Source organism: Streptomyces sp. NPDC044003, from assembly GCF_056435185.1.
On record NZ_JBWKFA010000008.1, the window covers coordinates 52,146 to 76,286 of the forward strand.

A 24,141-nucleotide genomic window follows, 5' to 3' on the forward strand; every position below is an offset into this window, starting at 1 on the left:
CGATCGCCGGGAGGCCGTTGCCGTCCCGGTGTGATCACCCTGCCGGTCGGCGCGGCGGGGGTCGATTACCTCTCAGGTCATGGCCCCCGCCAACTGGTGCGCGTACGGAGGGTTGGCGCCGCGCACGGCGCAGGTGGCGGCGGCGACGGCGGTGCCGAACGCGACGGCCTCGCTCAGCAGCGGCGGTGTGAGGGCGTCGAGGCGGCCGCCGAGGACCCCGGCCTCGTGGAGACGGTGCAGCAGGCCCGCGGTGAAGGCGTCGCCCGCGCCGACGGTGTCGACGACCCGGACGGGCGGGGCGGGGACGTACTCGCGCTTCCCGTCGTACGAGACGAGGGCGCCGGCCCCGCCGAGGGTGACGACCACGAGGGGGACGCCCGCACGGTGCCAGCTGTCGCAGGCGTCCTCGGGGGCGAGCCCGGGATGGAGGTGGGCGAGGTCGTCCTCGCTCAGGCGCAGCAGGTCGGCGAGGGCGCACCAGCGCGGGAGGCGGGCCCGGTAGGCGGCAGGGTCGACGAGGAGCGGGCGGACGTTGGGGTCGAGGGAGATCGTGGTGGTGGGGCGCAGCCGGGCGAGCAGTTCCTCGACGGCCGCGGCGCCGGGGGCGCGGACGAGGGCGAGGGAGCCGGTGTGGAGGGCGGCGGGGTCCGCTGCGGCGACAGGGGCCAGTTCCTCGCGCGTCCACTGCCAGTCGGCGGTGGCCTCGGCGTGGAAGGAGTACTCGGCGGCGCCGTCGGGGCCCAGGCCCGCGACGGCGAGGGTGCTGGGTTCGCCGGCGGCGGGGCAGAGGTCGGTGCGGACGGCCGACTCGGCGAGGCGGCGGCGGAAGAGGCCGCCGAAGACGTCACCGGAGAGGCGGGCGACGAGGTGCGTGGGGGTGCCGAGGCGGGCGAGCGCGACGGCGGTGTTCGCGGGCCCGCCGCCGGGCAGTACGTCGAGCCGGAGGCCGGGGCCTTCGGTCCCGGCGGGGGCGACGAAGGCGTCGGCGACGCATTCGCCGAGTACGGCCACGGGGCGGCGGGTCGCGGTCATGCGGGGGTGCCTTTCGGTGGGGACGGAGCTCAGTCGGTCAGGACGGCCGAGCCGAGCGGGGTCAAGGTGGCGCCCTTCAGGCGCAGTTGGCCGGAGCCCGTCGTGAACTCGACCGCGTCGGACTCCCGGTAGCGCGGGTACGTCCTGGCGGTGAGCGCCGCACCGTCACCGGTGAAGACCTCGACCGAGGAGCGGTCGACGAGGACGTCGAGCGCGAGGGTGCCGTCGGCGGCGGGGACGGCGTGGGTGGTGTACGTGGCGGGGGTGCCGTACCCCGCGTCGGTGGTGTCGAGGGTGAGGGTGCCGGTGGTCTTCTCGTACCGGAGGACCGTCGCTTCGGCGGTGGAGGCCTTGAGGCGGAGGGTGACCGTGTCGGCGGTGGTGCGGGTCAGGTCGAGGACGGTCCTCAGCCGGACGGCGTCGCCGCGTCCGATGCGCCAACTCCCCTGGACCGTCTTGTCCTTGACCATGATGGAGGGTCCCGAGGCGAGGGTGTCGACGGCGGCGACGGGCCGCTGGCCGAGCCTGCCGTCGGCGGTCAGGAAGAGTTCGCGGTGGAGGGCCTGGGCGCCGGCCCAGCCACCGATCCGGGTGGGTTCCATGGCGTTCCAGTCGCTCATCCAGGCGGTCATGAGCCGTCGGCCGACGTCGTCCCGGTAGCTCTGGGCGGCGTAGATGTCACCGCCGCCGTCGAGGATCCCGTGGCGTTCGGCCGTGAAGCGGCTGCCGTCGTAGGCGCCGACGGCGTACCTCTGGAGGGACTGGCCACCCTCGTTGGTCGAGTACAGCAGGACCCACTTGCCGTCGAGCGGGAAGAGGTCGGGGCACTCCCACATCGCGCCGGTGGTGCCGTCGCCCTCGGCGAGGACGCCGCTGTACGTCCAGGTGCGCAGGTCGTCGGAGGCGTACAGGTGCACCTTGCCGCGGCCGGCATCGCCGGAGCCGACGGCCATCTTCCAGCGGCCGTCGACGGGGTCGCGGAAGAGCCTGGGGTCGCGGAAGCCGGCGGTGGAGCCGGGCGGCGGCTGGGAGATGACCTCGGTGCCGGGGGTGAAGGCGGTGCCGTCGGTGCTGGTGGCGATCTCGACGGTCTCGGGGGTGGCGCCGGGGTGGGCGGCGGTGTCGGTGAACCGCGTGTACGCGACGGTGAGGATGCCGTCGTCGTCGACGGCGCTGCCGCTGAAGATCCCGCTGTTGTCGGCGGGGGCCGCCGGGGCGGGCGGGGTGAGCGCGACGGGCAGTTCGCGCCAGTGGACGGCGTCGGGGCTGTCGGCGTGCGCCCAGTGCATCGGGCCCCACTTGGGGGCGCCCGGATAGTGCTGGCTGAAGAGCTGGTGGCGGCCGCGCCATTGGATCAGGCCGTTGGGGTCGTTGATCCAGCCTTGGTAGGGCGTGTAGTGGAACTGGGGTCGCAGCGGGTCGGCGGTGTGGTCCCTGGTGGCGGTGGGCTGGTTGGCCTGGCCGAGAGTGCGGAAGGTGAGGCCGTTGTCGTCACGTGTGGCGGCGTCGCCGACGCGGACGTCGTCGAGGTTGATGTGTCCCCAGCCGCCGGTCTTGCGGTCGACGACTTCGAGGTGGACGGCCTGGCCGCGCCAGGGCGTCGTGTCCCAGACGACGCGCATGTACGCCTCGTCGTCAATGCCCGTCTGGGTGAGCAGCCGGGCGCCGTCGCCGTCCCTGACGAGGGCGACCTGGAGTCGTTCGGGGTCCCAGCCGCCGGAGACGAGGAAGCTGAGGCGGGTGGGGGCGGCGAAGCTGGAGGAGGCGAGGGTGCCGGTGGCGTCGTCGCCCGCGGCGGCGTAGCCCCAGAGGTGGTGGCCGCCCCGGTGGTGGAAGGGGCCGCCCCAGTAGGTGGTGGCGGTGCTGACGGCGCCGGGCCCGAAGGCGGTGCCGTCGGTGACGGTCCAGCCGGTGAGGTCACCGGTCTCGAAACCGGGATTGACCGGCCCTGATGCCAGGGCGGCGGGCCTGGCCGGGGTGGCGGCACGGGCGGGGAAGGGTGCGGTGAGGGGGATGCTCGCGGCGACGAGCGCCGCCGCGAGAAGGGTGGTGTGCGGTGCTTTCCAGCGGCTCATCCGGAAGCCTCCGTTGCCAACTCGTCACGAGTAGGGGGCATTGACGTTGCTCGCGGCGGAGTCCATCATCCTGGCTCAGTCGATGTCAACGTTGACATAAGTCATCGATGACATGAGTCTTCAGCGACACCCCTGCATCCCTGAGGAGCCGCGCCATGAAGCGCACCGAGCGCACCTTCCGTACGCACCTGACCCTCGTCGCCGCCACCGCGTCGGCCGCCCTGCTGCTCACCGCCTGCGGCGAGGGCGCCAAGGGCTCCGCCTCCGACGGCGGCAACGGCACGGTGAAGGTCGGCCTGATCACGAAGACCGACACCAACCCGTTCTTCGTGAAGATGAAGGAGGGAGCCGAGCAGGCCGCGAAGAAGTCGGGCGCCGAACTGTCCACGGCGGCCGGAAAGTTCGACGGAGACAACGAAGGCCAGGTCACGGCCATCGAGAACATGGTCGCCGCGGGCGTCAAGGGCATCCTCATCACGCCCAACGACTCCAAGGCGATCGTCCCCGCCATCGAGCAGGCCCGGAAGAAGGGCGTCCTCGTGATCGCCCTCGACAGCCCCACCGACCCGCAGGACGCCGCCGACGCGCTCTTCGCCACCGACAACCTCAAGGCCGGCGAGCTGATCGGCCGGTACGCCAAGGCCGCCATGGCCGGCAAGCCCGCGAAGATCGCCACCCTGGACCTCGCGCCGGGCGTCGCCGTCGGACAGCTGCGCCACGACGGCTTCCTCAAGGGCTTCGGCGTCCCGGCGGGCGACCCGTCCGTGGTCTGCTCCCAGGACACGGGCGGCGACCAGGCCAAGGGCCAGACGGCCATGGAGAACTGCCTCCAGAAGGCGCCCGACGTCAACGTCGTCTACACCATCAACGAACCCGCCGCACTCGGCGCGTACACCGCGCTCAAGGCCAAGGGCCGGGAGAAGGACGTCCTGATCGTCTCCGTCGACGGCGGCTGCACCGGCACCGCGGCCGTCAAGGACGGGAAGATCGCGGCCACCTCGCAGCAGTACCCGCTCCTCATGGCCGCCAAGGGCGTCGACGCCGTCGTCACGTACGCCAAGAAGGGCACGAAGGCCTCCGGGTACGTCGACACCGGCGTCACCCTCGTCACCGACCGGCCCGCCTCCGGCGTGGAGGCGAAGGACACGGCGTACGGCCTGGACAACTGCTGGGGCTGACCGGTGCCCCTTCCCCCGTGAACCGATCTACCCAGGAGCACCGTTGACCACCAGCACACCCGTCGCCGCCGCGCCGCCCGCCCCCGCGCCCGCCGCCGTACGCGGACGGCAGCTGCTCAGCCATCCCACCGCGGGCCCGCTCGTCGCCCTCCTCGCCGCCTGTCTCTTCTTCTCCTTCCAGAGCGACCAGTTCCTCTCCGGCGGAAACCTCTCCCTGGTCGTCCAGCAGGTCATGGTCGTCGGCACCCTCGCCCTCGGCCAGACCCTGATCATCCTCACCGCCGGCATCGACCTGTCCTGCGGCGCGGTGATGGCCTTCGGCTCGATCACCATGGCGAAGCTCGCCGCCGACGGCACCCTCCCGCCGCTCCTCGCGGTCGTCGCCGGGATCGGCGTCTGCGCCCTGTTCGGCCTGGCCAACGGCGCCCTCGTCACGTACGTGAAGCTGCCGCCGTTCATCGTGACGCTCGGCATGCTCAACATCGCCTTCGCGCTCACCCACATCTACTCCGACGAGCAGACCGTCACCGAGATCCCCGGCGCGCTCACCGCCCTCGGCGCGACCTTCCCGCTGGGCCGGACCGACATCACGTACGGCTCGGTCCTCACCATCGCGCTCTTCCTGGCCTTCGCGTACTTCCTCGGCCAGACCGCCTGGGGCCGGCACACGTACGCGCTCGGCAACAGCCCCGACGTCGCCCGACTCACCGGCATCCGCACCAACCGGCTGCTGATCGGCCTCTACACCCTCGCCGGGGTGATCTACGGGATCGCAGCCCTGCTCCTGGTCTCGCGCACCGGCGTCGGCGACCCCAAGGCAGGCCAGACCGACAACCTCGACGCCATCACAGCGGTGGTGCTCGGCGGCACCAGCCTCTTCGGCGGGCGCGGCGCGGTCCTCGGCACGCTCGTCGGCGCGCTGATCGTGGGCGTGTTCCGCAACGGCCTCCAGCTGATGGGGGTGGGCTCGATCTACCAGACCCTGATCACCGGCGGCCTGGTGATCCTCGCCGTGACGGTCGACCAGTTCTCCCGCAGGAAGGCCCGCCGATGAGCACGCAGACCACCACCCCCGTCCTCCGGGCCCGCGGACTGGTCAAGCGGTACGGCCAGGTCACCGCGCTCGACGGCGCCGACTTCGACCTCATGCCCGGCGAGGTGCTCGCCGTCATCGGCGACAACGGCGCCGGCAAGTCCAGTCTGATCAAGGCGCTCACCGGCGCCCTCCAGCCCGACGAGGGCACGATCGAGCTCGACGGGAAGCCGGTCCGGCTGCGCGACCCGCTCGACGCGCGACGCCACGGCATCGAGACCGTGTACCAGGACCTGGCGGTGGCGGCCTCCCTGGACATCGCGAGCAACATGTTCCTCGGCCGCGAGGTGCGCCGGCGCGGGCCGCTCGGCTCCGTCCTCCGCATGCTCGACAAGAAGAGGATGCGGGAGGAGTCGGCGGCGCACATGGCCGACCTGAAGATCGGGCTGCGGTCCCTCGGCCAGGCCGTGGAGACGCTCTCCGGCGGCCAGCGGCAGGGCGTGGCGGTGGCGCGGGCCGTCGCCTGGGCGCGGCACGTGGTGGTGATGGACGAGCCGACGGCCGCGCTCGGGGTGAAGGAATCGGGTCAGGTGCTGGACATGATCCGGCGGGTCCGCGACCGGGGTCTGCCGGTGGTGCTGATCAGCCACAACATGCCGCACGTCTTCGAGATCGCGGACCGGATCCACGTCCAGCGGCTCGGCCGCCGGGTGGCGCAGATCCGCCCCGGGGACCACTCGATGGCCGAGGTCGTCGCGATCATGACCGGGGCCCTCACCGTGGAGGAGGGGGACGGAGGTACGGTCGACCCGCGAAGGGCCTGAGAACCGGGCCCGGCACGACGAGGAGCGGTGATCATGGCGGGCACCCGGCGGCCGACCCTTGCCGATGTGGCGGAGCGGGTCGGTGTGACCCCGAAGACCGTGTCCCGGGTGCTCAACGAGGACGGTCCGGTCTCCGCCGCGACCCGTGAGAAGGTGCTCGCGGTCGTCGAGGAGCTGGGCTTCCGGCCCAACCTCATGGCCCGCAACATGCGGGTGGGGGCGCGTGACTCGACGGTGGGCCTGGTCGTGCCGGACATGGGCAACCCGTTCTTCGGCACGGTCGCGGGCGGCGTCGAGCAGGCCGTACGGGACCGGGGCCTCACGCTCCTCATGGGCTCGTCCGGGGAGCGGGAGACCGCGGAACACGCACTGATCACCACCTTCCTGGCCCGCCGGATCAGCGGTCTCCTCGTCGTCCCGGCCACCGGGAGCGACCACCGTTTCCTGCGCCGCGAGCGCGAGAGCGGACTTCCCCTGGTCTTCCTGGACCGGCCCGGTGCGGGTCTCGCGGCGGACGCCGTGGTCAGCGCCAACGAGGACGGGGCGCGCACCGGGGTGGCGCATCTGATCGCGCACGGCCACCGGCGGATCGCCTTCATCGGCGACCGGCCGGCCCGGCTGTACACCCGCAGGACCCGCCAGCGCGGCTACCAGCGGGCCCTGGAGGAGGCGGGCCTCGCACCCGACCCGGCCCTGGCGGTCACCGCGCACGATCCCTACACGGCGGGGGTGGCGGTACGCCGACTGCTCGCCCTCGCCGATCCGCCGACCGCGGTCTTCGCGGGGAACAACTTCGCCACCCTGGGGGTGCTCCCCGCGCTGGCGGAGGCGGGGCGGCGGGACGTGGCCCTGGTCGGCTTCGACGACATACCGCTCGCGGGGGTCCTGGAGCCGGGCCTCACGGTCGTCGCCCAGGATCCGGCGGCGATGGGACGGGTGGCGGCGGAGCAGCTTCTCGCCCGGCTCGACGGGGACCGCTCGCGCGCGGTGACCCGCACGGTGCCGGTGACCCTGATCCCGCGCGGCTCGGGCGAGCTGCGGCCCCCGTCGGCCTGAGCAGGGCCAGCCGCCGTCAACCTGAACCGGGACGACCGCCGTCGGCCTGAACCGGGCCGGCCACCGTCAACCTGAGCCCGGGCCGGCCCCCGTCGGCTTGAGCAGGGCCGGCCACCGTCAACCCGAGCCGGGCCGGCCGCCGCTCTGCCGGCCGCCCGGAAGCGCCGGAGCCCGGCCGTCCAGGCTGTCCGCATGGCGGACAGCCTGTCCGCCCCCACCGAACAGAGTGGGAATCCGGCGCTCCGCATGATGCGATGACCCCATGAGCATCACTCTCACCACCTGGTCCCTCGAACAGACCTCGCCGTCCGATCTCCGTCCCGCCACCCCGCCGGAGGGCGACGACGTGGTGATCCGGCGCGCCGAGGTGCCCTCGGCGGAGTTCAGCCGCTTCCTCTACACCGCGGTCGGCGGTGACATCCGCTGGGCCGACCGGCTGTCGCTGACGTACAAGCAGTGGCAGGAGATCGTGGAGAAGCCCGGCGCCGAGATATGGGTGGCGTACGACAAGGGGACGCCGGCCGGGTACGTGGAGCTCGACCCGCAGGACGACGGCGTGGTGGAGATCGTCTACTTCGGCCTGATCCCGGCCTTCCGGGGCCGCCGGATCGGCGGCCATCTCCTCTCCTACGGGACGGCGCGGGCCTGGGACCTGGCGGAGCGCTGGCCGGAGCGGGAGGCCACGAAGCGGGTCTGGCTGCACACCTGCTCGCTCGACGGGCCGCACGCCATGGCCAACTACGAGCGGCGCGGCTTCCGGCTCTTCGACACCAAGGTCGAGGAGGCCGAGGAGGCCCAGACCCCCGGCCCGTGGCCCGGCGCGTACGCCTGAGACGCCGACCGCAGCACCTCGAAGGGGCCCCGAACGGGGCCCCTTTCGCGTGACCCGCACCACACCGTCTCGCGCAACGAGACGACTATGTCCAAATCCTGGACGATGCTGGACTGGGTCCAAAGTCCCGTGACACGCTTCCGTCATGTCTGGAACTGGAATTGCCTTGGTGAGTCGGCGGCACGTCGACCTCGGCCGCATGTCCAGCGCCATCTGTTCGGCGCGCTGAGAGAACCAGCACCGCCGCGCATTCTTTCCAGCCCGACTCTGCCCCACCCTGCTGCGCACTGACGCGCCACCCTCTGACCTGAGCGCGAGTGTGCAGGTCAGAGCCGCCCTCTCGCAGTCCCGAAGGACGAAACGCCATGGCCGCCACTCCGGAAAACCCCACTCCCGCCACCGCCCGCCGCAAGGTCGGGCGCCACCGTGGCGAGGGTCAGTGGGCCGTGGGGCACTTCACCCCCCTGAACGGCAATGAGCAGTTCAAGAAGGACGACGACGGTCTCAATGTGCGGACACGTATTGAGACGGTCTATTCGAAGCGCGGCTTCGACTCGATCGACCCCAACGACCTGCGCGGACGCATGCGCTGGTGGGGCCTCTACACCCAGCGCAAGCAGGGTCTGGACGGCACCAAGACGGGTGTCCTCGAGCCGGAGGAGCTGGACGACGAGTACTTCATGCTCCGCGTCCGCATCGACGGCGGCCGACTGACCACCGAGCAGCTCCGGGTCATCGGCGAGATCTCCGAGGAGTTCGCCCGCGGCACCGCCGACATCACGGACCGCCAGAACGTCCAGTACCACTGGATCCGCATCGAGGACGTCCCCGAGATCTGGAACCGCCTGGAGGCGGTCGGCCTGTCCACCACCGAGGCCTGCGGTGACACCCCGCGTGTCATCCTCGGCTCCCCCGTGGCCGGCATCGCCGCCGACGAGATCCTCGACGGCACCCCCGCCATCGAGGAGATCTACCGGCGCATCGTCGGCAACAAGGACTTCTCCAACCTGCCCCGGAAGTTCAAGTCCGCGGTCTCCGGCTCGCCGCAGCTCGACGTGGCGCACGAGATCAACGACATCGCCTTCGTCGGCGTGGAGCACCCGGAGCACGGCCCCGGCTTCGACGTGTGGGTCGGCGGCGGCCTGTCCACCAACCCCAAGCTCGGCGTCCGCCTCGGCACCTGGGTCTCCCTCGACGAGGTCCCCGACGTCTACGAGGGCGTCATCTCGATCTTCCGCGACTACGGCTACCGCCGGCTGCGCAACCGCGCCCGGCTGAAGTTCCTCGTCGCCGACTGGGGCCCGGAGAAGTTCCGCCAGGTCCTGGAGGACGAGTACCTCGAGCGCAAGCTGACGGACGGCCCCGCCCCCGAGCAGCCCGCGGGTCAGTGGCGCGACCACATGGGCGTGCACGAACAGCAGGACGGCCGCTTCTACATCGGCTTCGCCCCGCGCGTGGGCCGGGTCGACGGCGCCACCCTGACCAAGATCGCCGACCTGGCCGAGCGGCACGGCTCCGGCCGGGTGCGGACCACGGCGGACCAGAAGATGCTTCTCCTGGACATCGAGCAGGACCAGGTCGACTCCGCGGTCGCGGCCCTGGAGTCGCTCGACCTCCGGGTCAACCCGACCCCGTTCCGGCGCGGCACGATGGCCTGCACCGGCATCGAGTTCTGCAAGCTCGCGATCGTCGAGACGAAGGGCCGCGCCTCCTCGCTCATCGACGAACTGGAGCGCCGCATCCCGGAGTTCGACGAACCGCTGACGATCAACGTCAACGGCTGCCCGAACGCCTGCGCCCGCATCCAGGTCGCGGACATCGGCCTCAAGGGCCAGCTGGTCCTGGACGCCGACGGCAACCGGGTCGAGGGCTACCAGGTGCACCTGGGCGGCGCGCTCGGCCTGGAGGCCGGCTTCGGCCGCAAGCTCCGCGGTCACAAGGTGACGTCGGACGAGCTCCCGGACTACGTGGAGCGGGTCCTCAAGCGCTTCCAGGCGGAGCGCGAGACCGGCGAGCGCTTCGCGACCTGGGCGGCACGCGCCTCCGAGGAGGCCCTGTCATGAGCGAGCGTGCCGCACCGTTCCACTGCCCCTACTGCGGGGACGAGGACCTGCGTCCCAACGAGCAGGGTCACGGCGCCTGGGAATGCGCCGCGTGCAGTCGAGCCTTCCAGCTGAAGTTCCTGGGGCTCCTCGCCCCGGCGACTCCGGGCAACACCACTGGGAGGGAAGACATATGACGGTCACTCAGGACGCCACCGCGGCCGACCTCAAGGCACTCGCCGAGCAGGCCGGCCGTGATCTGGAGGACGCCTCCGCGCTGGAGATCCTCCGCTGGGCCGTGGACACCTTCGGCGACCGCTTCTGCGTCACCTCCTCCATGGAGGACGCGGTCGTCGCGCACCTCGCCTCCCGGGTCAGGCCCGGCGTGGACGTCGTCTTCCTCGACACGGGCTACCACTTCGAGGAGACCATCGGCACCCGCGACGCCGTGGACGCCGTCATGGACGTCAACGTCATCACCCTGACCCCGCGTCAGACCGTGGCCGAGCAGGACGCCGAGCACGGACCGAAGCTCCACGACCGCGACCCCGACCTGTGCTGCGCACTCCGCAAGGTCAAGCCGCTGGAGGAGGGCCTCACCGCGTACGGCGCGTGGGCCACCGGCCTGCGCCGCGACGAGTCCCCGACCCGGGCGAACACCCCGGTCGTCGGCTGGGACGAGAAGCGGCAGAAGGTCAAGGTCTCCCCCATCGCCCGCTGGACACAGGACGACGTCGACGCGTACGTCACGGAGCACGGTGTCCTCACCAACCCGCTCCTCATGGACGGGTACGCCTCCGTCGGCTGCGCCCCCTGCACCCGCCGCGTCGAGGCGGGCGAGGACGCCCGCGCCGGACGCTGGGCGGGCCGCGCCAAGACCGAATGCGGGCTGCACGGATGACGGACACTCAGACACCCCAGGAGAACCACGTGACCGGTGCCACCATCTGGCTCACCGGCCTGCCGAGCGCCGGAAAGACCACCATCGCGTACGAGCTGGCCGGCCGCCTCCGCGAGGAGGGCCACGCCGCCGAGATCCTCGACGGCGACGAGATCCGCGAGTTCCTCTCCGCGGGCCTCGGCTTCACCCGCGAGGACCGGCACACCAACGTGCAGCGGATCGGCTTCGTCGCCGAGCTGCTCGCCTCGCACGGCGTGAAGGTCCTGGTCCCGGTCATCGCCCCGTACAACGACAGCCGCGAGGCGGTCCGCAAGCGCCACCAGGCCGAGGGCACCGCCTTCGTCGAGGTGCACGTGGCCACCCCCGTCGAGGTCTGCTCCGTCCGCGACGTGAAGGGCCTCTACGCCAAGCAGGCCGCGGGCGAGATCTCCGGCCTCACCGGCGTCGACGACCCGTACGAGGCGCCCGAGACACCCGATCTGCGGATCGAGTCCCAGAACCAGACCGTGCAGGAGTCCGCGGCGCAGCTCCACGCGCTGCTCACCGAGAGGGGTCTGCTGTGACCACCGTCGCTCATGTCCACGACACCACGGACAGTCCGTTCGCGCTGTCGCACCTCGACTCCCTGGAGTCCGAGGCCGTCCACATCTTCCGTGAGGTGGCGGGCGAGTTCGAGCGGCCGGTGATCCTCTTCTCCGGCGGCAAGGACTCCATCGTCATGCTGCACCTGGCGCTGAAGGCCTTCGCCCCCGCGCCGGTCCCCTTCACGCTCCTCCACGTCGACACCGGGCACAACTTCCCCGAGGTCATCGAGTACCGCGACCGCGTCGTCGCGCAGCACGGGCTGCGGCTGCACGTGGCCTCCGTGCAGGAGTACATCGACGCCGGAAAGCTCCGCGAGCGCCCCGACGGCACCCGCAACCCGCTGCAGACCGTCCCGCTGACCGAGGCGATCCAGCAGCACCGCTTCGACGCCGTCTTCGGCGGCGGCCGCCGCGACGAGGAGAAGGCCCGCGCCAAGGAGCGGGTGTTCTCGCTGCGCGACGAGTTCTCGCAGTGGGACCCGCGCCGCCAGCGCCCCGAGCTGTGGCAGCTCTACAACGGCCGGCACGCCCCCGGCGAGCACGTCCGGGTCTTCCCGCTCTCCAACTGGACCGAGCTGGACGTCTGGCAGTACATCCAGCGCGAGAAGATCGAGCTCCCCGAGATCTACTTCGCCCACGAGCGCGAGGTGTTCGCCCGCAGCGGCATGTGGCTGACGGCCGGCGAATGGGGCGGCCCGAAGGAGTCGGAGACGGTCGAGAAGCGGCTGATCCGCTACCGCACCGTCGGCGACATGTCCTGCACCGGCGCCGTCGACTCCGACGCCACCACGCTGGACGCCGTCATCGCCGAGATCGCCGCCTCCCGGCTCACCGAGCGGGGTGCCACCCGGGCCGACGACAAGCTGTCCGAGGCCGCGATGGAAGACCGCAAGCGCGAAGGGTACTTCTAATGAGCACGTCCACCGAGCAGCTGTCCGACCAGCTGGCGGCCACCACCCTGCTGCGTTTCGCCACCGCCGGGTCCGTCGACGACGGCAAGTCCACCCTGGTGGGCCGGCTCCTCCACGACTCCAAGTCGGTCCTCGCCGACCAGCTGGAGGCCGTGGAGCACGCCTCGCGCTCCCGCGGCCAGGAGGCGCCCGACCTGGCGCTCCTCACCGACGGTCTGCGGGCCGAGCGCGAGCAGGGCATCACCATCGACGTGGCCTACCGCTACTTCGCGACGCCCCGCCGCCGCTTCATCCTCGCCGACACCCCCGGGCACGTGCAGTACACCCGGAACATGGTCACCGGCGCCTCCACCGCCGAGCTGGCCGTGGTCCTCGTCGACGCCCGCAACGGCGTCGTCGAGCAGACCCGCCGGCACGCGGCCGTCGCCGCGCTGCTCCGCGTCCCGCACGTGGTCCTCGCCGTGAACAAGATGGACCTGGTCGACTACCAGGAGCCCGTCTTCGCCGCGATCGCCGAGGAGTTCACGACGTACGCCTCCGAGCTCGGCGTCCCGGAGATCACCGCGATCCCCATCTCGGCGCTCGCCGGCGACAACGTCGTGGAGCCGTCCGCGAACATGGACTGGTACGGCGGCCCGACGGTCCTGGAGCACCTGGAGACCGTCCCGGTCAGCCACGACCTGACGGCCTGCCACGCCCGCTTCCCCGTGCAGTACGTGATCCGCCCGCAGACCGCCGAGCACCCCGACTACCGGGGCTACGCCGGCCAGATCGCCGCCGGTGCCTTCCGCGTCGGCGAGGAGATCACCGTCCTGCCGTCGGGGAAGAAGTCGACGATCACCGGGATCGACGCGCTGGGCGAGTCCGTGGACATCGCCTGGGCCCCGCAGTCGGTGACGATCCGGCTCGCCGACGACATCGACATCTCGCGCGGCGACCTGCTCGCCCCGAGCGGCGACGCCCCGGCCACCAGCCAGGACGTCGAGGCGACCGTCTGCCACGTGGCGGACCAGCCGCTCGCCGTCGGCCAGCGGGTGCTGCTCAAGCACACCACGCGCACGGTCAAGGCGATCGTCAAGGACATCCCCTCGCGGCTGACCCTGGACGACCTGTCCCAGCACCCGAACCCCGGGCAGCTGGTCGCCAACGACATCGGCCGGGTCGTGGTCCGCACCGCCGAGCCGCTCGCGCTCGACGCGTACGTGGACTCCCGCCGTACGGGTTCGTTCCTGCTGATCGACCCCGCGGACGGCACCACGCTCGCGGCCGGCATGGCGGGCGAGTCCTTCGCCACGACCAAGGCCGTCGCCGCGGTGGACGAGGAAGAAGGGTGGGACTTCTGACATGAGCGAGAACGTCTACGCCACCTTCGCGAAGGAGGGCGGCCGGGTGGGCTCCGGTGCCCTCGGTGCGGGCATGGGAGGTGTCGCGCGATGTGCGTGCTGACCTCGATGTGCCGCGTGAGCGGTACGAACCGGCTCCACCCGCTCCACCCCGAACGACATAAACGCAGACTTCGCTGAGAAGTTGAATCGAGGGGAACACCACCCGTGCCTGCCACCACCCGTACGACCCTGCGCCGCGGCCTGGCCGCCGCCGCCGCACTGCCGCTGCTGATCGGCGCGCTCGCCTCCTGCGGCTACGGCTCCGAGGCCAAGAACGACGACTCCACGAAGAAGGTGGCCGCCGAGGGCGAGAAGCTCTCCGCAGACACCGTACGGCTCGGGTACTTCCCCAACCTCACGCACGCCACCGCGCTCGTCGGTGACCAGGAGGGCATCCTCCAGAAGGAGCTGGGCGGCACGAAGCTGGTGCCCACCACCTTCAACGCGGGCCCGTCCGAGATCGAGGCGCTGAACGCCGGCTCGATCGACATCGGCTTCATCGGCCCCTCGCCGTCCATCAACGGCTACGTCAAGACCAAGGGCACCAACCTCCGCATCATCGGCGGCGCCGCCTCCGGTGGCGTGAAGCTCGTGGTGAACCCGGCGAAGATCAAGACCCTGGACGACCTCAAGGGCAAGAAGATCGCCACCCCGCAGCTCGGCAACACGCAGGACGTGGCCTTCCTCAACTGGATCTCCGAGAAGGGCTGGAAGGTCGACGCCCAGAGCGGCAAGGGCGACGTCTCCGTGGTCCGCACGGACAACAAGGTCACCCCGAACGCCTACGCCTCCGGCGCCGTCGACGGTGCCTGGGTGCCCGAGCCGACCGCGTCGAAGCTGGTCAGCGAGGGCGCGAAGGTGCTGCTCGACGAGTCCGACCTGTGGCCGGACAAGAAGTTCGTCATCACGAACATCATCGTGTCGCAGAAGTTCCTGAAGGAGCACCCGGACGTCGTCGAGGCGTTCCTGCGCGGCTCGGTGAAGACCAACGAGTGGATCAACGCCAACCAGGACAAGGCGAAGGCCTCGGCCAACGCCAAGCTGAAGGCCCTCTCGGGCAAGGCGCTCGGCGCGAAGGTGATCGACGCCGCGTGGCCGTCCATCGGGTTCACCAACGACCCGCTGGCGGCCACCCTCCAGGCCCAGGCCGACCACGCGGTGAAGGCCGGTCTCCTGAAGGAGCCCGAGCTGTCCGGCATCTACGACCTGAAGCCGCTCAACAAGGTCCTGAAGGCCGCGGGTCAGCCCGAGGTCTCCGACGCCGGTCTCGGCGCGAAGTAACAGCCCGCAGCTGATCCCCAGGAGGTGACGACCATGGCCACGACCGCGACGCTCGCCAAGGCCGAGGACCGTGCGGCGGTGACCCATGCCGCCCGCATCGAGCATGTCTCCAAGTCCTTCGGCGGACCCGCCGGCGGGCAGCTCGTCCTCGACGACATCTCGCTCGATGTCGCCCCCGGCGAGTTCGTCACCCTCCTGGGCGCTTCGGGCTGCGGCAAGTCCACGCTGCTCAACCTGGTCGCCGGGCTCGACCGGCCGTCCGCGGGGTCCATCGAGACCCCCGGCGGCCGGCCGGCCCTGATGTTCCAGGAGCACGCCCTCTTCCCGTGGCTCACCGCGGGCAAGAACATCGAACTGGCCCTGCGGCTGCGCGGGGTGCCCAAGGCCGAGCGGCGCGAGGAGGCCGAGCGGCTCCTGAACCTCGTCCGGCTCGGCGGCTCGTACGACAAGCGGGTCCACGAGCTGTCCGGCGGCATGCGCCAGCGCGTCGCGCTGGCCCGCGCGCTCGCCCAGGACAGCGACCTGCTCCTGATGGACGAGCCGTTCGCCGCGCTCGACGCCATCACCCGGGACGTGCTGCACGACGAGCTGACCCGGATCTGGCGGGAGACGAAGCTGTCGGTGCTCTTCGTCACCCACAACGTGCGCGAGGCCGTGCGGCTGGCCGAGCGTGTCGTCCTCCTCTCGTCCCGGCCCGGCCGGATCGCGCACGAGTGGACCATCGACATCCCTCAGCCGCGCCGCATCGAGGACGCCGCCGTCGCGGAGCTGTCCCTCGAGATCACCGAGCACCTGCGTGGGGAGATCCGCCGTCATGGCCAGCACTGACATCACACCGAAGACCGACGACCTCGCCGGCCTCGAAGCCGGTCTGGACGCCCTCGACACCGTGCAGATCCGGCGGACCCCGGTCCGCGAGGTGCTGGTCAAGAAGGTGCTGCCGCCGGTCGTCGCCGTCGTGCTCGTCCTGATCGTGTGGCAGCTCCTGGTGTCCCTGAAGGTCACCGACGAGTACAAGCTGCCCGCGCCGTCCGCCGTGTGGGACAGCCTGACCACGATGTGGCTGGAGGGCACGCTCCTCCAGGTCCTGTGGACCAGCGTCTCCCGGGCCCTGTTCGGCTTCCTCCTGGCGCTCGCCATCGGCACCCCGCTGGGCCTGCTCGTCTCCCGCGTGAAGTTCGTGCGCGCGGCGATCGGCCCGATCCTCGCGGGGCTCCAGTCGCTGCCCTCGGTGGCCTGGGTCGCACCGGCCGTCCTGTGGCTCGGCCTCAACGACAGCATGATGTACGCGGTGATCCTGCTCGGCGCCGTCCCCTCGATCGCCAACGGCCTCGTCGCCGGCGTCGACCAGGTCCCGCCGCTCTTCCTGCGGGCCGGGCAGACGCTCGGCGCGACGGGCATCAAGGGCGCCTGGTACATCGTGATGCCGGCCGCGCTCCCCGGCTACCTCGCGGGCCTCAAGCAGGGCTGGGCGTTCTCCTGGCGTTCGCTGATGGCCGCGGAGATCATCGCCTCCTCGCCGGACCTGGGCCTCGGCCTCGGCCAGCTCCTGGAGAACGGCCGCAACAACATCGACATGGCCGGCATCTTCCTGGCGATCATCCTGATCCTGATCGTCGGCATCGCCATCGACCTGCTCATCTTCAGCCCGCTGGAGCGCGCGGTGCTCCGCCGCCGCGGCCTGCTCGCGAAGGGCTGAACCGGACCATGAACCGCCCCGTCCTCCTCGTGATCGCCCACGGCAGCCGCGATCCGCGGCACGCGGCGACCGTCCAGGCGCTGGTGCGCCGGGCCGGTGCGCTGCGGCCGGGGCTGCGCGTGGAGACGGCGTTCCTGGACTTCAACCTCCCGTCGGTGCCGGGGGTGCTCGACCGGCTCGCGGCCGACGGGGTACGGGAGGTCGTGGCCCTGCCGCTCCTCCTGACCCGGGCCTTCCACGCGAAGGCCGACATCCCCGCCGTACTGCGGCAGGCCCCGCCGTCCCTGAACATCCGCCAGGCGGAGGTCCTCGGCCCCTCGCCGCTGCTGATCGCGGCGGTGGAGCGACGGCTGTACGAGGCGGGCCTCACGTCCGCCGACAAGAGCACGACCGGGGTCGTCCTGGCCTCGGCGGGCTCCACAGACCCGGAGGCGATCGCGGTGATCGCAGAAACGGCGCGGGAGCTGCGGCGCACCGGTTGGTGCTCCGTGCGACCCGCGTTCGCCTCCGCATCTCTTCCCCGTACGGAGGACGCCGTCCGCGCCCTGCGCACCGAGCCGGGCGTCCGGCGGGTGGCGGTGGCCCCGTACGTCATCGCCCCGGGCCGTCTCCCGGACCGCATCGCGGCGGGCGCGACGGAGGCCGACATCCTGGCGGACGTCCTGGGCCCCTCCCCCGAACTGGCCCGCCTGCTCCTGGAGCGCTACGACGGCGCCCACGCGGCCCGCCGCCCGGTCGCCAGGACCGCCTGACCTCTAGCTGAAGTCGAGACCGCCCGTACGGGTGCGCTTGAGTTCGAAGAGGTCGGGGTGGGAGGCGAGGACCCGGAAGCTGTCGAAGAGTTCGGCGGCCTTCTCACCGCGCGGGATCGCCCGCAGGACCGGACCGAACCAGACGGTGCCGTCGACGTGGATCGTCGGGGTGCCGACGTACCCCTCGGCCTCGGGGTCCTTGCCCGCGTCGTGGCTGCGGCGGACCGCCGCGTCGTAGGCCGGGTCGTGGGCGGCGGCGGCCAGCTCGGGCGGGAGGCCGAGCTCGATGAGCGACTCGGCGATGACGGCGTCGAAGTCCTTCTGCTTCTTCTCGTGGATGCGGGTGCCGTACGCGGTGTAGAGCGGGCGCAGGATCTCCTCGCCGTGCTGTTCGGCGGCGGCGGCCGCCACCCGGACCGGGCCGATGGAGGCGTCGACGAGCTCGCGGTACCAGTCGGGCAGGGTGTTGCCCTCGTTGTGGAAGTACAGGCTCATGACCTTGAAGCGGAGGTCGATGTCCCGGTGCTGCTCGACCTCCAGGATCCAGCGGGAGGTGATCCAGGCGAAGGGGCAGGCGGGGTCGAAGTAGAAGTCGACGGTGGGGCGGGGTGTGGTCGCGGTGTGCTCGGTGCTCGTCATGACATCGAATCTAGTGCGGAGTTGGCCCGCGGCCACGGGCCATTGCGCGACCTCTTGACTGGGCCAATCCGGGGCCAATCCGGGGCCGGTTCGGGGCCGGATCAGGGCCCGGTTCCGGGCCGGTTCGGGTCAGTTCTGCCGTGTCATCTCGACGAGCTTGACCACGGTGTTCCAGTTCCGGCCGGTGGCGACGAGGCCCTTCACCACGGACGGGCGGGAGACCGCTTCGCCGAGCTTGGACTTCCCGAGGCCTTCGGGGGCGTAGAGGTAGAGCACGCGGTCGCCGAGGGCGAAGTCCTCGGGGAGATGGGCCTCCCGGTCGATCGAGGCGAAGCGCTCGGGGTCGGCGGTCTCGGAGTAGTAGATGGCGTGGAGCTGCTTGCCCTCCAGGTCGGCGGCCGGGAAGGGGCAGGCGTCGGCGACGGCGGCGAGGTAGTCGCCGTCGCGGACGAGGCAGTCGACGCGGAAGCCGAAGCGCTCCTCGATCGCGTCTTCGAGGGCGCCCCTGAGCTCGTCCTCGCCGGCGCCGGAGTCGGTGGTGAAGACGGCGTTGCCGCTCTGGAGGTAGGTGCGGACGTCCGTGTGCCCGAGCTCTTCGAGGAGCTTGCGGAGTTCCGCCATGGGGACCTTGCGGTGCCCGCTCACGTTGATGCCGCGGAGCAGGGCCGCGTAGGTCTTCGTCATGGGCTCAATCTAGTCGGCCACCGTGCCGCGTGGGGGGCGGCACGGTGGCCGGTTCGAACACTGTCCGATGGAGAGGTTCCGGAGAAGACCCTTCACCCATCTGTGACTTATTCAACAATGTTTCGTAATCACGAATCCGTCATCTGCGCTGATAGCGGGCGAGGACCCGGTTGCCGTCCTCGACCAGGCGCCTGCGCAGTTCGGCACCGTCGATGGCACCGCTGTAGTACTCCTGGAAGGCCGGGGTCGCCACCTTGTCCTTCCACTCCGGGTATCCGCGCACCGACTGCGCGGGCGCGGGCCGCAGGTTTTCGGCCACCGCCGCCCCGGTCGCCCAGCCGTCCCGCGCGGTGTGCAGGGAGGGGTCGGCGAGCGCGGCCGTGCCGGTCGGCAGCATCCAGTCGCCGCGCGCGAGCCGCACCAGGTTCGCCGGGCGCAGGAAGAAGTCGAGGAACTGGGCGGCCTCCTTCTTGTGGGGGCTGTCCTCGGCGATCGACAGGGTCTGCGGGGAGACGCCCTGGGCGAGCCCTTCGTCGCCTGCGGGCGCCGGCAGCACGGTCCATTCGAAGCCCTCGGGCGCCTGCTGCGCGATCTGCTGCCGGTAGGCGAAACCCAGGGGAACCATGGCGTACTTGCCGGCGAAGAAGCCGGGCAGGGTGTCGGAGCCGCCGCTGCCGAGCGTGGTCCGCGGGGCGGTCCGGTCGGTGACGACCTGGTCGTGGACGGTGCCCGGGACGATGGCGTCGGCCTCGGTGAAGTCGAGGGTCACCCGGCCGTCCGGGTCCCGGTGGAAGAGCCGGCCGCCGGCCGAGACACCGAGGTTGAGGCTGACGGAGACGGGTTCCTTGAGGGGCCAGGCGACCGCGTACCGGCCGGGCCCCATGGTCCGGGTGAGGTCCTGGGCGATCTGCCGGAACTCGGTCCAGCTCCAGGGTTTCTCCGGGGTGGGGACGCGGACGCCGGAGGACTCCAGGATCTTCCGGTTGGCGATGAGGACGCGCGGTTCCTGGAGGAAGGGCACGCCGTAGACGCCCTCGCCGAAGGTGGTGGTCTCCCAGCTGCGGGCGGGGATGTCGGTGCGCAGCCGCTCGGGGAGCAGCGGTCGCAGGTCGGCGAGGTGGCCGCCGTAGGCGAAGTCGGCGAGGTCGTCGGAGGCGTCGTGGATGATGTCGGGCGCCTCGCCGCCCTCGAAGGAGGTGAGGAGCTGGTCGTGGACGGAGTCCCAGCTGCCCTGGACGTACTCGACCTGGATGTCGGGGTGGGTGGCGTTCCACTCCTTCACCAGTTGGCGGTTGGCGTCGACGGACTCCTTCTGCCAGGCGAGGGACTGGAAGCGGAGGTGGACGACCCCGTCGTCGGGGCTGTCGTCGGCTGCGGTGCAGCCGGTGAGGAGGAGCAGGAGTGCGGCGGCGAGGGCGAGGAACCGTCTCATGACTTCACCGCCCCGGTCAGCATCCCGCCGGTGATCCGTCTCTGGAGGAGGCCGAAGACGAGGAGGGACGGCAGGGTGGCGAGGAAGGCCGCGGCGGCGAGCGGGCCGAGGTCGGCGACGCCCTCGGCGCCGAGGAAGTGGGTGAGGACGACGGGAAGGGTCTGCTTCTCGGGGGTCTTGAGCAGGACCAGCGCGAAGAAGAACTCGTTCCAGGCGGTGACGAAGGCGAAGAGCGCGGTGGCGACGACGCCCGGGACGAGCAGCGGGGCGGTGACCGAGACGAGGGTACGGATCCGGCCGGCGCCGTCGACGGCCGCGGCCTCCTCCAGCTCGGCTGGCACGGCCCTGACGTACCCCGTGAGCATCCAGAGGGCGAAGGGCAGCGACCACACCACGTACACCAGGACGAGCCCGGCGACGCTGTTGATCAGGTGCAGGTTCTTGAGGACGAGGAAGAGCGGGATGATCACGAGGACGAAGGGGAACGCCTGGCTGATCACCACCCAGCCGGTGGCGGCCCCGGCGAGCCGGCCGCGGTGACGGGCCGTCACATAGGCGAGCGGGGTCGCGACGGCCACCGCGATCACGGCGGCGGAGACGGCGGCGAGCAGGCTGTTCGCGGCGGCCCTGAGCAGGGGTTGCTCGTCGAAGGCCTGCCGGAAGTTGTCGAGGGTGGGGTCCTTCGGGATCCAGGTGGGGTGGAGCGAGGCCAGCTCGGGGGCGGGCTTGAAGGCGGTGGAGACCAGCCAGAGGAAGGGGAAGGCGAGGAAGACCAGGTAGGCGAGGAGGGCCAGGTACTGGCCTGCTCGCGCGGGCCCGCTCGTCCGGAGGGCGCTCACCGGTCCTGGTCCCCTTTCAGACGGCGTACGAGGGAGAGGGCGATGAGCACGGAGACGGCGGCGACCATCACGCAGCCCATCGCGGCGGCGTAGCCGAACTGCCCGTAGCGGAAGGCCTCTTCGTAGGCGAAGAGCATGGGGAGCCGGGTCCGGCCGCCCGGTCCGCCGTTGGTCAGGACGTAGACCAGGGCGAAGGAGTTGAAGTTCCAGATGAGGTTGAGGGCGGTGATGGCGAGGGCCACCGGCCGGAGCGCGGGCCAGGTGACGGCGCGGAAGCGGCGCCAGGCGCCGGCGCCGTCGAGGGCGGCCGCCTCGTGGAGTTCGCCGGGGGTGTTCTGGAGTCCGGCGAGCAGGGCGACGGTGGTCTGCGGCATGCCGGCCCAGACGCCGACGACGATGACGGCGGGGAGGGCGGTGGCGAGGCCGGAGAGCCAGTCGTGGCCCTCGCCGAGGCCGAGGTTCCGGAGGGTCTCGTTGAGGATGCCGGCGTCGGGGTTGTAGACGAGCCGCCACATGATGCCGACGACGACCTCCGGCATCGCCCAGGGGACGATGGCGAGGGCCCGCGCCAGCCAGCGGAAGCGGAGCTTCTGGTTGAGCAGGAGGGCGAGGCCGAGGGCGAGCAGGAACTGGGGGATGGTGACACCGACGGCCCAGACCGCGCCGATGCGGAACGAGTCCCAGAAGAGGGTGTCGTGGAGCAGGTCCTGGAAGTTGAGGGTGCCGACCCACCGGGTGGCCTGGGTGCGGCCGGACTGGGCGTCGGTGAAGGCGAGCGCGATGCCGTAGAGGAGCGGGCCGACGCTGAGGACGAGGATCGGCAGGAGCGCCGGGAGCACCAGGAACCAGGCGCCGAGGTCGGGGCCGCGCGGGCGTGTCCCCGGGGCGGCGCGTGGTGTGCGCGCTCGGCCGGGCCGTTTGGTCGCGGTCACTGCGCTCACGATCCGCCCCCGTCCACACCGCTGCTGCCGCCGTCCGGAATCCCGCCATGGTGCTGACGGCGCGTCGGCCCGTCAAGGAGACGGGCGCGGTGAGCTGCGCGGATGGGAGACTTTGGCGCAAACACACGGGTAAGGGAGAGGTCGATGGACGAGGCGCGGGCACGGGAGATCCTGGGCGGGGCGGGGCTGCCGGTCGCGGGTGCGCGGCTGCTCGCCCTGGGCGAGAACGCGGTCTTCGCCCTGGGCGACCTGGTGGTGAAGGTCGGCCGGGACGCGGAGCTGATCGAGCGGGCCGAGCGGGAGCTCGCGCTGGCCTCCTGGCTGGAAGCCGCCGGGGTCCCGGCGGTCCGGGCCGCCGAGGAGAAGCCGCGCCTGGTGGACGGGCTTCCGGTGACCGTCTGGCACCGGCTGCCGGAGGCGGTGCGGCCCACGGAGCCCCGTGATCTCGCCCCACTGCTGCGGGCCGTCCACGCCCTGCCCGAACCGACCGGGTTCACGCTCCCGCGCCGTGAGCTGCTCGGCGGGGTCGAGCGGTGGCTGCGGCTCGCGGGGGACGCGATCGACCCGGCGGACGCGGCCTTCCTGCGGGAGCGGCGCGACTCCTTCGCCCCGGCGGCGGCCGCGCTCACTCCGCACCTGACCCCGGGCCCGATCCACGGGGACGCCCTCCCCCGGAACGTCCACGTCGGCCCGGACGGTCCGGTCCTGGTGGACCTGGAGACCTTCTCCTCGGACCTGCGCGAGCACGACCTGGTGGTCCTCGCCCTCTCCCGGGACCGGTACGGCCTGGACCCGGCGGCGTACGAGGCGTTCACCGAGGCGTACGGCTGGGACGTCCGCGCGTGGGAGGGGTGCGCGGTGCTGCGCGGGGCGCGGGAGACCGCGAGCTGCGCGTGGGTGGCGCAGCACGCGCCCTCGAACCCGAAGGCGCTCGCCGAGTTCGAGCGGCGGGTGGCCTCGCTGCGGGACGGCGACCCCGAGGTGCGCTGGTACCCCTTCTGACATCATGTTCCCCGTCGAACCGGCCGGTAACGAACGGGGTGTTGAGATGCGTGTCGAACTGTCCGAGGTGACCCTCGACGTCGAGGTGAGCGGGGAGGGACCGGCCGTACTGCTCGTCCACGGCTTCCCCGACAGCCACCATCTGTGGCGGCACCAGGTCCCGGCGCTGAACGCGGCCGGTTTCCGGACCGTCGCACCCACCCTGCGGGGCTTCGGCGCCTCCGACCGTCCCGAGGGCGGCCCGGAGGCGTACCACCCGGCCAAGCACGTCGGCGACCTGGTCGAGCTGCTCGCCCGGCTGGAGCTCGACCGGGTCCATCTGGTGGGCCACGACTGGGGTTCGGGCATCGCCCAGGGCCTGACGCAGTTCTTCCCCGACCGGGTGCGGAGCCTGAGCATCCTGTCCGTGGGGCATCTGGCGTCGATCCGGTCCGCGGGCTGGGAGCAGAAGCAGCGCTCCTGGTACATGCTGCTGTTCCAGCTGGCCGGGCTCGCCGAGGACTGGCTGGCGCGGGACGACTTCGCGGGGCTGCGGGACATGCTGGGCGAGCACCCGGACGCGGAGGCCGTGATCGAGGGGCTGCGGGCGCCGGGCGCGCTGACGGCCGCGCTGAACATCTACCGTGCGGGCATCCCGGCGGAGGTCCAGTTCGGGGTCGAGGCGCCGGCGGTGCCGCTGCCGGAGTCCGTGCCGGTGATGGGTGTGTGATCGACCGGCGACCGGTTCCTCACCGAGCGCTCGATGTCCGGGACGGAGGAGTACGTGTCGGGCGGCTGGCGCTACGAGCGGGTCGAGGACGCGGGGCACTGGCTCCAGCTGGACCAGCCGGAGAAGGTCAACGAGCTGCTGCTGTCCTTCCTCAAGGAGAACTCCTGACGGACCGGTTCCGGCCGATCGTCGCTGATCCCGGCTGACCACTTCCGTCGGACGCTCGACGGAAGGTGATCGTTTCCGTGGAGAGGGCTCGGCGGTGGGCGCGTTCAAACGCTCCTGGAGAGTGAGTACCGAGCCGTCGCCG

General features: G+C 71.6%; 26 protein-coding genes. 19 read left to right on the forward strand and 7 right to left on the reverse strand.

Annotated features, from left to right (window positions below):
- Nucleotides 1-72 precede the first annotated feature (72 nt).
- Nucleotides 73-1,032 (reverse strand): carbohydrate kinase family protein, encoded by a 960-nt coding sequence (locus tag AC07AW_RS28525; protein ID WP_478818322.1) that lies wholly within the window; start codon nt 1,030-1,032, stop codon nt 73-75.
- Nucleotides 1,033-1,061: 29 nt separating this feature from the next.
- Nucleotides 1,062-3,107, reverse strand: a complete 2,046-nt coding sequence (locus tag AC07AW_RS28530) for a glycoside hydrolase family 32 protein (RefSeq protein ID WP_478818323.1) — start codon at nt 3,105-3,107, stop codon at nt 1,062-1,064.
- Nucleotides 3,108-3,262: 155 nt separating this feature from the next.
- Between AC07AW_RS28530 and AC07AW_RS28535 the strand changes: the two genes are divergently transcribed.
- The 16 genes from AC07AW_RS28535 to AC07AW_RS28610 all read left to right on the forward strand — a co-directional run bounded on the left by AC07AW_RS28535 (nt 3,263) and on the right by AC07AW_RS28610 (nt 17,585).
- A complete protein-coding gene (locus tag AC07AW_RS28535; protein ID WP_478818324.1) occupies nt 3,263-4,285 on the forward strand; it encodes a substrate-binding domain-containing protein in 1,023 nt (340 codons plus the stop codon).
- 112 nt (nt 4,286-4,397) lie between these two features.
- Nucleotides 4,398-5,339, forward strand: a complete 942-nt coding sequence (locus AC07AW_RS28540; RefSeq protein WP_478818610.1) for an ABC transporter permease — start codon at nt 4,398-4,400, stop codon at nt 5,337-5,339.
- The gene (locus AC07AW_RS28545; RefSeq protein WP_478818325.1) at nt 5,336-6,142 is read left to right on the forward strand and encodes an ATP-binding cassette domain-containing protein; all 807 of its coding nucleotides are present in this window, start codon (nt 5,336-5,338) and stop codon (nt 6,140-6,142) included. The genes AC07AW_RS28540 and AC07AW_RS28545 overlap by 4 nt, the downstream gene beginning before the upstream one ends.
- 33 nt (nt 6,143-6,175) lie before the next feature.
- Nucleotides 6,176-7,198, forward strand: a complete 1,023-nt coding sequence (locus tag AC07AW_RS28550; RefSeq protein WP_478818326.1) for a LacI family DNA-binding transcriptional regulator — start codon at nt 6,176-6,178, stop codon at nt 7,196-7,198.
- 262 nt (nt 7,199-7,460) lie between these two features.
- Nucleotides 7,461-8,030: a GNAT family N-acetyltransferase gene (locus AC07AW_RS28555; protein ID WP_478818327.1), complete on the forward strand. Its 570-nt coding sequence runs from the start codon at nt 7,461-7,463 to the stop codon at nt 8,028-8,030.
- A gap of 145 nt (nt 8,031-8,175) precedes the next feature.
- Complete coding sequence (locus AC07AW_RS28560) at nt 8,176-8,259, forward strand: putative leader peptide (RefSeq protein ID WP_351188065.1); 84 nt, start codon at nt 8,176-8,178, stop codon at nt 8,257-8,259.
- Between the two features lie 136 nt (nt 8,260-8,395).
- Nucleotides 8,396-10,093 carry a nitrite/sulfite reductase gene (locus tag AC07AW_RS28565; protein WP_478818328.1) on the forward strand — a complete coding sequence of 566 codons (1,698 nt, stop codon included), beginning with the start codon at nt 8,396-8,398 and terminating at the stop codon, nt 10,091-10,093.
- The gene (locus AC07AW_RS28570) at nt 10,090-10,269 is read left to right on the forward strand and encodes a hypothetical protein (RefSeq protein ID WP_478818329.1); all 180 of its coding nucleotides are present in this window, start codon (nt 10,090-10,092) and stop codon (nt 10,267-10,269) included. The genes AC07AW_RS28565 and AC07AW_RS28570 overlap by 4 nt, the downstream gene beginning before the upstream one ends.
- A complete protein-coding gene (locus AC07AW_RS28575; protein ID WP_478818330.1) occupies nt 10,266-10,973 on the forward strand; it encodes a phosphoadenylyl-sulfate reductase in 708 nt (235 codons plus the stop codon). The genes AC07AW_RS28570 and AC07AW_RS28575 overlap by 4 nt, the downstream gene beginning before the upstream one ends.
- Nucleotides 10,970-11,536: an adenylyl-sulfate kinase gene (cysC, locus tag AC07AW_RS28580; RefSeq protein WP_478818331.1), complete on the forward strand. Its 567-nt coding sequence runs from the start codon at nt 10,970-10,972 to the stop codon at nt 11,534-11,536. The genes AC07AW_RS28575 and cysC overlap by 4 nt, the downstream gene beginning before the upstream one ends.
- Nucleotides 11,533-12,468: a sulfate adenylyltransferase subunit CysD gene (cysD, locus tag AC07AW_RS28585; protein WP_392157161.1), complete on the forward strand. Its 936-nt coding sequence runs from the start codon at nt 11,533-11,535 to the stop codon at nt 12,466-12,468. The genes cysC and cysD overlap by 4 nt, the downstream gene beginning before the upstream one ends.
- Nucleotides 12,468-13,811: a sulfate adenylyltransferase subunit 1 gene (locus tag AC07AW_RS28590; protein WP_478818332.1), complete on the forward strand. Its 1,344-nt coding sequence runs from the start codon at nt 12,468-12,470 to the stop codon at nt 13,809-13,811. The genes cysD and AC07AW_RS28590 overlap by 1 nt, the downstream gene beginning before the upstream one ends.
- A gap of 207 nt (nt 13,812-14,018) precedes the next feature.
- A complete protein-coding gene (locus AC07AW_RS28595; protein ID WP_478818333.1) occupies nt 14,019-15,134 on the forward strand; it encodes an aliphatic sulfonate ABC transporter substrate-binding protein in 1,116 nt (371 codons plus the stop codon).
- A gap of 33 nt (nt 15,135-15,167) precedes the next feature.
- Nucleotides 15,168-15,962: an ABC transporter ATP-binding protein gene (locus AC07AW_RS28600; protein ID WP_478818334.1), complete on the forward strand. Its 795-nt coding sequence runs from the start codon at nt 15,168-15,170 to the stop codon at nt 15,960-15,962.
- Nucleotides 15,949-16,833 (forward strand): ABC transporter permease, encoded by an 885-nt coding sequence (locus AC07AW_RS28605; RefSeq protein WP_478818335.1) that lies wholly within the window; start codon nt 15,949-15,951, stop codon nt 16,831-16,833. Before AC07AW_RS28600 ends, AC07AW_RS28605 begins: the two co-directional genes overlap by 14 nt.
- A gap of 8 nt (nt 16,834-16,841) precedes the next feature.
- A complete protein-coding gene (locus AC07AW_RS28610; protein WP_478818336.1) occupies nt 16,842-17,585 on the forward strand; it encodes a sirohydrochlorin chelatase in 744 nt (247 codons plus the stop codon).
- A gap of 3 nt (nt 17,586-17,588) precedes the next feature.
- Here AC07AW_RS28610 and AC07AW_RS28615 read toward each other — a convergent pair whose 3' ends face one another.
- The 5 genes from AC07AW_RS28615 to AC07AW_RS28635 form a co-directional block, all read right to left on the reverse strand.
- A complete protein-coding gene (locus tag AC07AW_RS28615) occupies nt 17,589-18,224 on the reverse strand; it encodes a mycothiol-dependent nitroreductase Rv2466c family protein (RefSeq protein WP_478818337.1) in 636 nt (211 codons plus the stop codon).
- A gap of 129 nt (nt 18,225-18,353) precedes the next feature.
- Nucleotides 18,354-18,908, reverse strand: a complete 555-nt coding sequence (locus AC07AW_RS28620; RefSeq protein ID WP_478818338.1) for a DUF1697 domain-containing protein — start codon at nt 18,906-18,908, stop codon at nt 18,354-18,356.
- Nucleotides 18,909-19,047: 139 nt separating this feature from the next.
- Nucleotides 19,048-20,340: an ABC transporter substrate-binding protein gene (locus AC07AW_RS28625; RefSeq protein ID WP_478818339.1), complete on the reverse strand. Its 1,293-nt coding sequence runs from the start codon at nt 20,338-20,340 to the stop codon at nt 19,048-19,050.
- Nucleotides 20,337-21,179, reverse strand: coding sequence for a carbohydrate ABC transporter permease (locus AC07AW_RS28630; protein ID WP_478818340.1), 843 nt, complete (start codon nt 21,177-21,179; stop codon nt 20,337-20,339). The genes AC07AW_RS28625 and AC07AW_RS28630 overlap by 4 nt, the downstream gene beginning before the upstream one ends.
- On the reverse strand, nt 21,176-22,120 hold the full coding sequence (locus tag AC07AW_RS28635) for a carbohydrate ABC transporter permease (protein ID WP_478818341.1): 945 nt from the start codon (nt 22,118-22,120) through the stop codon (nt 21,176-21,178). The genes AC07AW_RS28630 and AC07AW_RS28635 overlap by 4 nt, the downstream gene beginning before the upstream one ends.
- Before the next feature lie 144 nt (nt 22,121-22,264).
- Here AC07AW_RS28635 and AC07AW_RS28640 point away from each other — a divergent pair, with 144 nt between their 5' ends.
- The 3 genes from AC07AW_RS28640 to AC07AW_RS28650 are packed head-to-tail and all read left to right on the forward strand — an operon-like array spanning nt 22,265 to nt 23,999.
- Complete coding sequence (locus tag AC07AW_RS28640) at nt 22,265-23,122, forward strand: phosphotransferase enzyme family protein (RefSeq protein WP_478818342.1); 858 nt, start codon at nt 22,265-22,267, stop codon at nt 23,120-23,122.
- Nucleotides 23,123-23,168: 46 nt separating this feature from the next.
- Nucleotides 23,169-23,831: an alpha/beta fold hydrolase gene (locus tag AC07AW_RS28645; RefSeq protein ID WP_478818343.1), complete on the forward strand. Its 663-nt coding sequence runs from the start codon at nt 23,169-23,171 to the stop codon at nt 23,829-23,831.
- A 33-nt stretch (nt 23,832-23,864) separates the two neighbouring features.
- Nucleotides 23,865-23,999, forward strand: a complete 135-nt coding sequence (locus tag AC07AW_RS28650; protein WP_478818344.1) for an alpha/beta fold hydrolase — start codon at nt 23,865-23,867, stop codon at nt 23,997-23,999.
- Nucleotides 24,000-24,141 lie beyond the last annotated feature (142 nt).